The sequence below is a fragment of the Streptosporangium sp. NPDC053982 genome (assembly GCF_055585205.1).
In genome coordinates this window covers 36,194-48,959 of sequence record NZ_JBVJKQ010000019.1, presented here as the reverse complement: position 1 = coordinate 48,959, position 12,766 = coordinate 36,194, and the positions used below count along the sequence as shown (strand labels likewise).

The window sequence follows — 12,766 nt, the reverse complement described above, 5'->3', positions numbered from 1 at the left end:
GCCTGCCATCGCGCGGATCGTCTTCCGGACCCTGGATCTTGGGGTAAACCGGTCTTTAGCCTGATAAAGATGGCGTGAAGCTGATAAAACTCTCTATCCCTAGAGAAAATCATCGGCACGCAGTCGGCGTCACGGATGATTCGCGGGGAAACGCCGTTTTCGGCGTCCGGTAAAACCGATTTGCAGCCAGAAATGCGCTGCCGAGCGCCATATGGCACGCGGGGCCTTCAACGCCGTGTTAGACCGATGTTTCGGCTATCGATGGGTTACTCTTCCAGGGTCACGACCAGGATTCTGGCGCGGCAGAAGGCACGTCCCCCCCGTTCGATGATTCGGCGTCATTCGCCGTCTCGCCTGCGGGAGGTCGGTTCTGTTGTTCTGGGTCCACACGCGCCGGGGATTCCTCGGCAGTGCCCTGTCGGGATTCCTGGCATGCGCGGTCGGCATGGGATCGACGGTGCCCGCCTCCTCCACCGCGTCTCCGGACGGTAGAGGCGTCCGGCCGTTCGTGATCGACTGCGGGCCGGGCCGTACCGGGCCGGCGTTGCGGTTGACGCGGGAGGTGCGAGCCGAGGGCGGCCGCGCGGCCGTCACACTGCGCGTCACCAACGTCGGCCGGGTCGCCGCGAAGGGGGCGGGCTTCGCCGAGGACCTCTCGGGGATCCCCGGCGGCCGGGCCGTGGTCGACGCACGGGCCACCACGGGAAAGCTGGCCTATGCCAAGCCCAGGCTCAGGTGGACGGGCGACCTGGCCGCCGGTGACAGCGCCACGATCAGCTACGCCGTACCGGTTCCGGCGTCCGCCGGGCGGATGACCATCTCCACGGTGGACGGGGACGCGGGGCGGACCTGCCGGGGCACGACGGCTTCTTCCGGGGACACCGCGCAGGCCGGGGAGCAGGCGCGGTCGTCCGGCGCCGCCTCCCCGGCGGCGGAGGACGCGGGCGGTACGGCCGCCGCGCCGGCCGGCGACGGAAAGACGCCGGACACCGCCGTGACCGGCGACGGGACGACATCGGACGCCGCGGCCGGGCCGACGCTGCCGGACGTGAAGGCCGGTACGGCGTGGAACACCGAGACCGGCACCGAGACCGGCACCGAGAGCGGCGCCGAGGCCGGGGCGAGCGGGAGGAACGGCGGCGCCGAGGCGAACGCGGAGAACCGCGCGAGGGCGAAAGCCGGAGGCCGCGCCAAGGCGAAGGCAGGGAAGCGCGCGAAGGCGAAGGCAGGGAAGCGCGCGAAGGCGAAGGCCGGGAAGCGCGCGGGGGCGCGGGCGAAGCCCGGCGCGAAGGGCGACGCCCGAGCGGCGGCGCGCCGGGCGCCGATTCCCTTCTCCCTGCGCTACGGCGACAACTTCCGCGGTGCGATCACCCGGGCGGCCAACGCGGTCGTGACCTGCTACCCGCCCGCGGTGGCGGACTGCGTCACCCGCCGGAACGGCACGGGCAACAACAACGTCGCCGCCACCTTCATCGACGTGGACAGCGACGCCTCGACGTTCAACTCCAGCACCGCGGACCTCACACTGTCACCTGGCGCGCAGGTGGCGTACGCGCGGCTGTACTGGGGCGGGCGGAGCCAGACCACGACCGACACGCCGGGCCTGCCGGCCGGCAACCGCTTCGCGCCCAACATCACCCAGCGCGGCCAGGTGCTGATCAAGGCCCCGGGTGACGCCTCCTACCGGACGGTCACCACCGACAGCACGATCGGTGACACCCCCGACAACGTCACCGCCGCCGGAATCGTCTACGGCGCCTCCGCCGACGTCACCGCCCTGGTGACGGCGGCGGGCGCCGGAACCTACGCGGTGGGGAACATCCAGGCCGCCCGGGGCTCCGACGGCCTCGGCGCGTTCGGCGGCTGGACGCTGGTGGTCGCCTACCGGGACCCGACCCTGCCGCTGCGGAACATCTCGCTGTTCGACGGTTTCCTGTTCCAGCAGAACGGCGCTCCGGACACCACGATCACCCTGTCCGGGTTCCAGCCCCCGACCCTCGGAGCGGTGCACGTCAACCTCGGGCAGGTCGCCCTCGACGGTGACAACGCGATCGTCGGCGACTCCCTGAGCGTCAAGACCACCAACGGGCCGCTGACCGTGCTCAGCGACGCCCTCCATCCGGCGAACAACTTCTTCAACTCCACCATCGCCACGCTCGGCAACCAGGTGACCGACCGGAACCCGACCTACACCAACACGCTCGGGTACGACTCCAACATCGTCGACGCGTCCTCGGCGTTCCGGAACAACGACACCTCGGCCCAGTTCACCTTCAGCACCGTGGGAGACGCCTACTGGCCGCAGGTGTTCTTCACGCAGACCGACCTCCGCCAGGCGAACATCCGGTTGAGCAAGACCGCCACGGTCGTGGGCGGCGGGGAGCCCGCACCCGGCTCCGTCATCGAGTACACCATCACCGCGACCAACACGGGGGACGACAACGCGATCAACGTGGTGCTGACCGACCCGATCCCGGGCAACACCACCTACGATCCGGAGACCATCGTCATCGCCTCGGGCCCGAACGCCGGGCCGAAGACGGACGCCGTGGGCGACGACCAGGGCGAGTTCGTCGGCAACCAGGTCCAGGTCCAGCTGGGAACCGGCGCGACGCCCTTCGCGGGCGGCACGCTGGCCCCCGGGCAGTCCACCTCGGTGACGTTCCGGGTCACGCTCGGTCCCGACTCGCCCGGCACGACGGTCACCGACACCGCGACCGTCACCTACGCCAGCTCCGACACGCCCACCCAGCAGGGGGAGGCCGACGCGAGCGCCTCGGTGGTGGTCCCCGTGCAGATCTCGTCGCTGTCGCTGCTGAAGACGGCCTCGCCGAGCTCGGTGACGGTGGCCGGGCGGACGATCACCTACTCCTTCCTGGTCACCAACACCGGCGACACCACGCTGACGGACGTGAGCGCGCAGGACACGGCGTTCTCGGGCACCGGGACGCCGCCGGTGATCACGTGTCCGGTGACGACGCTGGCCCCGGGTGCGTCCACCACCTGCACGGGGACGTACGTGACGACGCAGGCGGATGTGGACGCCGGGGCGATCGTGAACACGGCGACCGCGTCGGGCACTCCGCCGACGGGCCCGCGGGTCACCTCCGACCCGTCGACGGCGACGGTGACCATCCCGTCGGCGCCGAGCATCGCGCTGCTGAAGACGGCCTCGCCGAGTTCGGTGACGATCGCCGGGCGGACGATCACGTACTCCTACCAGGTGACCAACACCGGCAACCGGACGCTGACGGGCGTGAGCGCGACCGACACGTCGTTCTCGGGGTCGGGTCCGCCGCCGGTGATCACGTGTCCGGTGACGACGCTGGCCCCGGGTGCGTCCACCACCTGCACCGGCACCTACGTGACGACGCAGGCGGATGTGGACGCCGGGGCGATCGTGAACACGGCGACCGCGTCGGGCACTCCGCCGACGGGCCCGCCGATCACCTCTGACCCCTCGACGGCGACGGTGACCATCCCGTCGGCGCCGTCCCTGTCCCTGCTGAAGACCGCTTCCCCGGGCACGGTGTCGGCGGCGGGTCAGACGGTGACGTACTCGTTCGCGGTGACCAACACCGGGAACGTGCAGCTGACGGGCGTGAGCGCCCGGGACACGGCGTTCTCGGGCACGGGGGCGCCGCCGGTGATCACGTGTCCGGTGACGACGCTGGCGCCGGGCGCGTCGACCACCTGCACGGGCACGTACACGGTGACGCAGGCCGACATCGACGCCGGTTCGATCATCAACACGGCGACCGCGTCGGGCACTCCGCCGACGGGCCCGGTGGTCACCTCCAACCCGTCGACCGCGACCGTCAACGTCCAGTCGTTGACCGGCCTGTCGCTGCAGAAGACGGTGTCCCCGAACACGGTCGGCGGAGCGGGCCGTACGGTGACGTACTCGTATGCGATCACCAACACCGGTAACCGGACGCTGACGGGCGTGGGCGCGACCGACACGTCGTTCTCGGGCACCGGGACGCGCCCGGTGATCACCTGCCCGGTGACGACCTTGGCGCCGGGCGCGTCGACCACCTGCACGGGCACCTACGTGACGACGCAGGCGGACGCGGACGCGGGGACGGTGGTGAACACGGCGGTCGCCTCGGGCACCCCGCCGACGGGCCCACCGGTCAACTCCAACCCCTCGACGGCGACCCTGACCTTCCCGTTCGCCCCGTCCCTGTCACTGCAGAAGACCGCGTTCCCGTCGTCGGTGACGATCGCCGGGCGGACGATCACCTACTCGTTCGCGGTGACCAACACCGGTAACCGGACGCTGACGGGCGTGGGCGCGACCGACACGGCGTTCTCGGGTTCGGGTCCGCCGCCGGTGATCACGTGTCCGGTGACGACCTTGGCGCCGGGCGCGTCGACCACCTGCACGGGCACCTACGTGACGACACAGACCGACGTCAACGCCGGGGCGATCGTCAACACGGCGGTGGCGTCGGGCACCCCGCCGACGGGCCCGCCGATCAATTCCAATCCGTCGACGGCGACGGTGACCATCCCGTCGGCGCCGTCCCTGTCCCTGCTGAAGACCGCTTCCCCGGGCACGGTGTCGGCGGCGGGTCAGACGGTGACGTACTCGTTCGCGGTGACCAACACCGGGAACGTGCAGCTGACGGGCGTGAACGCGACCGACACGGCGTTCTCCGGTTCGGGGACGCCGCCGGTGATCACGTGTCCGGTGACGACGCTGGCGCCGGGCGCGTCGACCACCTGCACGGGCACGTACACGGTGACGCAGGCCGATGTGAACGCGGGATCGATCACCGACACCGCGGTGGCGTCGGGCACCCCGCCGACGGGGCCCCCGGTGACGTCCAACCCGTCGACCGCGACGGTGACCGCCCAGTCGCTGCCCGGCCTGTCGCTGGAGAAGACGGTGTCCCCGAGCACGGTCGGTGGAGCGGGCCGTACGGTGACGTACTCGTATGCGATCACCAACACCGGTAACCGGACGCTGACGGGCGTGGGCGCGACCGACACGGCGTTCTCCGGTTCGGGGACGCCGCCGGTGATCACGTGTCCGGTGACGACCTTGGCGCCGGGCGCGTCGACCACCTGCACGGGCACCTACGTGACGACGCAGGCGGACGCGGACGCGGGGACGGTGGTCGACACGGCGGTGGCGTCGGGCACCCCGCCGACGGGCCCGCCGGTCAACTCCAACCCCTCGACGGCGACCCTGACCTTCCCGTTCGCCCCGTCCCTGTCACTGCTGAAGACCGCGTTCCCGTCGTCGGTGACGATCGCCGGGCGGACGATCACCTACTCGTTCGCGGTGACCAACACCGGTAACCGGACGCTGACGGGTGTGACCGCGGCAGACACGGCGTTCTCCGGTTCGGGGACGCCGCCGGTGATCACGTGTCCGGTGACGACCTTGGCGCCGGGCGCGTCCACCACCTGCACGGGCACCTACGTGACGACGCAGGCGGATGTGGACTCGGGAGCGGTGGTGAACACGGCGGTGGCGTCGGGCACCCCGCCGACGGGCCCGCCGATCAATTCCAATCCGTCGACGGCGACGGTGACCATCCCGTCGGCACCGCACCTGGAGCTGCTGAAGACCGCCTCGCCGGGGACGGTGTCGGCGGCGGGTCAGACGGTGACGTACTCCTTCACCATCACCAACACCGGTAACCGGACGCTGACGGGCGTGAATGCGACCGACACGTCGTTCACCGGCACCGGGACGCCACCGGTGATCACCTGTCCGGTGACGACCCTGGCCCCGGGCGCGTCCACCACCTGCACGGGCCCCTACACGGTGACGCAGGCCGACATCGACGCCGGCTCGATCGTGAACACCGGGCTCGCGTCGGGCACCCCGCCGTCGGGTCCGCCGATCACCTCCGACCCGTCGACCGCGACGGTGACCGTCGAGTCGATCGCGCGGCTGGCGCTGCTGAAGACGGTGTCCCCGAGCACGGTCGGCGGAGCGGGCCGTACGGTGACGTACTCCTACTCGATCACCAACACCGGCAACACCACGCTGACGAGCATCGGCGCGCAGGACACGGTGTTCTCGGGCACCGGGACACCACCCGTGATCACGTGTCCGGTGACCACGCTGGCGCCGCAGGCGTCGACCACCTGCACGGGCACGTACACGGTGACGCCGGCGGACGTGGACGCGGGGTCGGTGCTCAACACGGCGACCGCGTCGGGCACCCCGCCGACGGGTCCCCCGGTGACGTCCGACCCGTCGACGGCGACGCTGACCATCCCGTTCGCTCCGGAACTGGCGCTGCTGAAGACCGCCTTCCCGTCGGCCGTGACGGAGGCGGGGTCAACGGTGACGTACTCGTACGCGGTGACCAACACCGGTAACCGGACGCTGACGGGTGTGACCGCCCAGGACATCGCGTTCTCGGGCACGGGGACGCCTCCGGTGATCACCTGCCCGGTGACGACGCTGGCGCCGGGCGCGTCCACGACCTGCACGGGTCCCTACACGGTGACCCAGGCCGACATCGACGCCGGTTCGATCGTGAACACGGCGACCGCGTCGGGCACCCCGCCCGGAGGCGGCACGATCACGTCCGACCCGTCGACCGCGACGGTCACCGGGCAGCCGGGCCCGCACATCGAGCTGCTGAAGACGGCCTTCCCGACCTCGGTGGGACAGGCGGGCCGTACGGTCACCTACTCGTATCAGGTCGTCAACACCGGAAACGTGACGCTGACCGATGTGAACGCGGTCGACACGGCGTTCTCCGGTACGGGGACGCCTCCGGTGATCACGTGTCCGGTGACGACGCTGGCGCCGGGCGCGTCCACGACCTGCACGGGTCCCTACACGGTGACGCAGGCGGACATCGACGCCGGTTCGATCACCGACACGGCGGTGGCGGCGGGTACCCCGCCGACGGGACCGGCGGTCACCTCGGATCCGTCGACGGTGACGGTCGGCGTCGAGTCGGCCCCGGACATCGCGCTGTTGAAGACGGTGGCCCCGTCGATCGTGTCGGCGGCGGGCCAGACGGTGACGTACTCGTATGCGATCACCAACCCCGGCAACACGACGCTGACGAGCGTGGGCGCCCAGGACACGGCGTTCTCCGGGACGGGGACGCCTCCGGTGATCACCTGCCCGGTCACGACGCTCGCTCCAGGCACGTCCACCACCTGCACGGGCACCTATGTGGTGACCCAAGCCGACATCGACGCCGGGACGATCGTGAACACGGCGGTGGCGTCGGGCACTCCGCCGGAGGGTCCGCCGATCGTCTCCGACCCGTCGAGCGCACCGGTCACGGTCGAGTCGCTGGCGCGCCTGTCGTTGCAGAAGACGGCCTTCCCGAGCACGGTGCTGGCCGCCGGGCTGACGGTGACGTACTCGTATGCGATCACCAACACCGGGAACACGACGCTGACGGACGTGACCACGCAGGACACGGCGTTCTCCGGGACGGGGACGCCTCCGGTGATCACCTGTCCGGTGACGACGCTGGCGCCGGGCGCGTCCACGACCTGCACCGGCACCTACGTGACGACGCAGGCGGACGTGGACGCGGGGTCGATCGTGAACACCGCGCTGGCCTCGGGCACCCCGCCGACGGGCGGGCCGGTCACGTCCGACCCGTCGACCGCGACGGTGGACATCCCGCCGGTCCTGAATCTGGAGCTGTCGAAGTCCGCCGTCCCGACCTCGGTGGGGCAGGCGGGCCGGCCGGTCACCTACTCGTACGAGATCGTCAACACCAGCAACCGGACGCTGACAGATGTGAAGGCGGAGGACATCGCGTTCTCGGGCACGGGGACGCCTCCGGTGATCACCTGCCCGGTGACGACGCTGCCGCCGGGCGCGACCACGACGTGCACGGGCACGTACATCGTCACCCAGGCCGACATCGACGCCGGTTCGATCACCGACACGGCGGTCGCCACGGGCACCCCGCCGCAGAGCGAGCCGATCACCTCCGACCCGTCGACGGTGACGGTCGGCGTCCAGTCGGCCCCGGACATCGCGCTGTCGAAGTCGGCCTCCCCGGGAACGGTGTCGGCGGCGGGCCAGACGGTCACGTACCTGTACACCGTGACCAACACCGGCAACCGGACGCTGACGGGCGTGACCGCCGAGGACACGTCGTTCTCGGGCTCGGGGACGCCTCCGGTGATCACGTGTCCGGTGACGACCTTGGCGCCGGGGGCGTCCACGACGTGCACGGGCACGTACGTGGTGACGCAGGCCGACATCGACGCCGGTTCGATCACGAACACCGCGACCGCCACCGGCACCCCGCCGACGGGCGAGCCGGTCACCTCCGGCCCGTCGACCGCGACGGTGACCGCCCAGTCGCGATCCGGACTGTCGCTGCAGAAGACGGCCTTCCCGAGCACGGTGCTGGCGGCCGGGGTGACGGTGAGCTACTCGTATGCGATCACCAACACCGGCAACACGACGCTGACGGACGTGAGCGCACAGGACACGGCGTTCTCGGGCACGGGGACGCCTCCGGTGATCACCTGCCCGGTGACGACCCTGGCTCCGCAGGCGACGACCACCTGTACGGGCACGTACGTCACGACCCAGGCGGACGTGAACGCGGGTTCGATCGTGAACACCGCGGTCGCCTCGGGCACGCCGCCCACCGGTCCGGCGGTGACGTCCGGCCCGTCGACCGCCACGGTGACCATTCCGCCGATCTCGAACCTGAGGCTGCTGAAGACGGTCTTCCCGACCTCGGTAGGGGTGGCGGGCCGTACGGTCACCTACTCGTACGCGATCGTCAACGACGGCAACCGGACGCTGACCGGTGTGAAGGCGGAGGACATCGCGTTCTCGGGCACGGGGACGCCTCCGGTGATCACCTGCCCGGTGACGACGCTGCCGCCGGGTGCGGCCGTGACCTGTACGGGTACGTACACGGTGACGCAGGCGGACATCGACGCCGGTTCGATCGTGAACACGGCGGTGGCCTCGGGCACTCCGCCGGAGGGCCCGCCGGTCGTCTCCGGTCCGTCGACGGCGACGGTCATCGTCCAGTCGGCCCCGGGCATCGTGCTGCTGAAGACGGCGGCGCCGGTCACGGTGTCGGCGGCGGGTCAGACGGTCACGTACTTCTACGGGATCGTCAATCCCGGCAACCGGACGCTGACAGCTGTGAAGGCGGAGGACATCGCGTTCTCGGGCACGGGGACGCCTCCGGTGATCACGTGTCCGGTGACGACGCTGCCGCCGGGCGCGGCCGTGACGTGCACGGGTACGTACACGGTGACGCAGGCGGACATCGACGCCGGTTCGATCGTGAACACGGCGGTGGCCTCGGGCACCCCGCCGGGGGGTGAGCCGATCACCTCCGGCCCGTCGACCGCGGGGGTGACCGTCGCGTCGCTGCCCGGACTGTCGCTGCAGAAGACGGCCTTCCCGAGCACGGTGCTGGCGGCCGGGGTGACGGTGAGCTACTCGTACGCGGTCACCAACACCGGCAACGCGACGCTGACGGACGTGAACGCTGCCGACACGGCGTTCTCGGGGTCGGGGACGCCTCCGGTGATCACGTGTCCGGTGACGACGCTGGCGCCGGGCGCGACCACGACCTGCACCGGCACCTACGTGACCACGCAGGCGGACGTCAACGCGGGGTCGATCGTGAACACGGCGGTCGCCTCGGGCACGCCGCCCACCGGTCCGGCGGTGACGTCCAACCCGTCCACCGCGACGGTGACGATTCCGTCGCGCCCCGGTCTGGCGCTGCGGAAGACGGCCTTCCCCGCCACGGTGCTGGCGGCAGGGGTGACGGTCACCTACTCGTACGACGTCGTCAACACCGGGAACGTGGTGCTGACGGACGTCAGCGCGACCGACACGGCGTTCTCGGGGTCGGGGACGCCTCCGGTGATCACGTGTCCGGTGACGACGCTGGCGCCGGGCGCGTCCACGATCTGCACCGGCACCTACGTGACGACACAGGCGGACGTGGACGCGGGGTCGATCGTGAACACGGCGACCGCCTCGGGCGCCCCGCCGGAGGGCCCGCGGGTGGTGTCGGAGCCGTCGACGGCGACGGTGACCATCCCGCCGGTCCTGGGTCTGTCGCTGCTGAAGTCGGCGTCGCCGAGCACGGTGACGGCGGCCGGTCAGACGGTCACGTACTCCTACGCGCTCGTCAACGACAGCAACCGGACGCTGACGAACGTGAGCGCGCGGGACACGTCGTTCTCGGGCACCGGGACGCCGCCGGTCATCACCTGTCCGGTGACGACGCTGGCTCCGGGCGCGACGACGACCTGCACGGGGACGTACGCGGTGACGCAGGCGGACCTGAACGCGGGGTCGGTCGTGAACACGGCGGTCGCCACGGGCACCCCGCCGGAGGGTGAGCCGATCACCTCCGGCCCGTCGACCGCGACGGTGACCGCCGAGTCGCTGCCCGGCCTGTCGGTGCTGAAGTCGTCCTCGCCGACGTTCGTGCTCTCGGCGAACGAGACGCTGACCTACTCCTACCTGGTCACCAACATCGGCAACCGGACGCTGACGGACGTGAGCGTGGAGGACATCGTGTTCACGGGCACGGGGACGCCGCCGGTCATCACCTGCCCGGTGACGACCCTGGATCCGGGAGCGTCCACGACCTGCACCGGCACGTACGTGACGACGCAGGACGACATCGACGCCGGCTCGATCACCGACACGGCGGTCGCCACGGGCACCCCGCCGACGGGCCCGCCGGTGACGTCGGAGCCGTCGACCCTGGTGGTGCCCGACGACGAGATGCCGGCGGTGTCGCTGCTGAAGTCGGCCTCGCCGACGACGGTGTCGGCGGCGGGTCAGACGGTGACGTACTCCTTCCTGGTCACCAACACCGGCAACCTCACGCTGCGGAACATCAGCGTGGAGGACACCGCGTTCTCGGGTTCGGGGACGCCTCCGGTGATCACCTGCCCGGACGTGAGGCTGGCGCCGACGGTATCGGCGACCTGCACGGGCACCTACGCGGTGACGCAGGCCGACCTCGACGCCGGGACGATCACGAACACGGCGGTGGCCAGGGCCGTTCCGCCGGAGGGCGCGCCGGTCTTCTCCGAACCGTCGAACGCGACGGTCACGGCGGCGGTCGAGTCGTCGCTGGCACTCGTCAAGTCGGCGTCGCCGACGACGGTGACGGCGGCGAACCAGACGGTGACGTACTCCTTCCTGGTGACCAACACCGGCAACGTCGAGCTCCGCAACCTGAGCGCCTCGGACACGGCGTTCTCCGGGACGGGGACGCCGCCGGTGATCACCTGCCCAGACGTGAGGCTGGCGCCGGGGGCGTCGGCGACCTGTACGGGCACGTACGTGACGACGCAGGCCGACATCGACGCCGGGTCGATCACGAACACGGGGACCGCCTCGGGCACCCAGCCGCTGGGCGGGGTCACCGTCTCCAACCCCTCGACGGCGACGGTGACGGCCACGCCCACCGCGTCGCTGACGCTCGCCAAGTCGGCGTCGCCGACGACGGTGTCGGCGGCGGGTCAGACGGTGACGTACTCCTACCTGGTGACCAACACCGGCAACGTCACGTTGCGGAGGCTGAGTGCGACGGACACGGCGTTCTCCGGAACGGGGACGCCGCCGGTGATCACCTGTCCGGCGACGCCGCTGGCGCCGGGGGCGTCGGCGACCTGTACCGGCACGTACGTGACGACGCAGGCCGACATCGACGCCGGGACGATCACCAATACGGCGACCGCCTCGGGCACCCCGCCGGAGGGCCCGGCGGTGACGTCGGAACCGTCGAACGCGACGGTGACGGCCACGGCGAACGCCGCGCTGACGCTCGCCAAGTCGGCGTCGCCGACGACGGTGACGGCGGCGGGTCAGACGGTGACGTACTCCTACCTGGTGACCAACACCGGCAACGTCACCCTGCGGAGGGTGAGCGCGACGGACACGGCGTTCTCCGGTTCCGGGACGCCTCCGGTGATCACCTGTCCGGACACGCCGCTGGCGCCGGGGGCGTCGTTGACCTGCACCGGCACCTACCGGGTGACCACGGCGGACCTCACCGCCGGGTCGATCACCAACACGGCGGTCGCCACCGGCACCCCGCCGTCGGGCCCGGCCGTCACCTCCAACAGCTCCACCGTGACGGTCATCACCGTCCCCCCGAGGCCCCGGCCCCGGGTGCGGTCCGAGTTGGTGCACTCGCGGGCGCACGACAGGTCGTCCTCCGGTGAGGAGGCCGGCTACGAGCGCAACACCCAGGACATCACCTCGGTGAGCCGGAACAAGACCAAGGTCATCGGTGGTATGGACGGCTGCTCCGCACGGAGTCACGCGTCGCGGCGGTGCCGGGACCGCGCCAGGCACCACGGCGGCCACCTCTTCCACCCGGGCTCCGGAGGGCGGATCGCGGATCCGCCGCACCGGCGGCACCACCGCCGCCAGGGTACGATGCCCGCCCGCCGTCTCCACGGGAAGTCGCACCGGCACGGCGGATGACTACAGCGGATGACGACAAAGGATAGATGGCGATAAAGGATAGGGGTGGCTGAAAGGCCACCCCTATCCGTCATACAAGGAATATAGGGAGATGTGTAATCGGTGAGTGATAACATCCCCTCAAATCAGGGTCAGCGGCGGACAATGCGGAATGTCGCCCCCGCAGGGCGGTCATAGAATCGTGAGCGATATGACATCCACCGCCTCATGGAAATCGTGAACCGAATATCCCGGTGGCCCTCCGATGCGTGAGGCTCAAGCGTGAAGTGCGGATACGCCACGGACGCCCGGTGCGTCCGGCGGACACCCCGAATCGCG

1 protein-coding gene is annotated in these 12,766 nt (G+C 70.8%); it reads left to right on the top strand.

The annotated features are described in order from the left end of the window. Positions 1 to 544 precede the first annotated feature (544 nt). Positions 545 to 12,448, top strand: coding sequence for a DUF7507 domain-containing protein (locus ACZ6W9_RS30990; RefSeq protein WP_470120903.1), 11,904 nt, complete (start codon positions 545 to 547; stop codon positions 12,446 to 12,448). Positions 12,449 to 12,766: the final 318 nt, after the last annotated feature.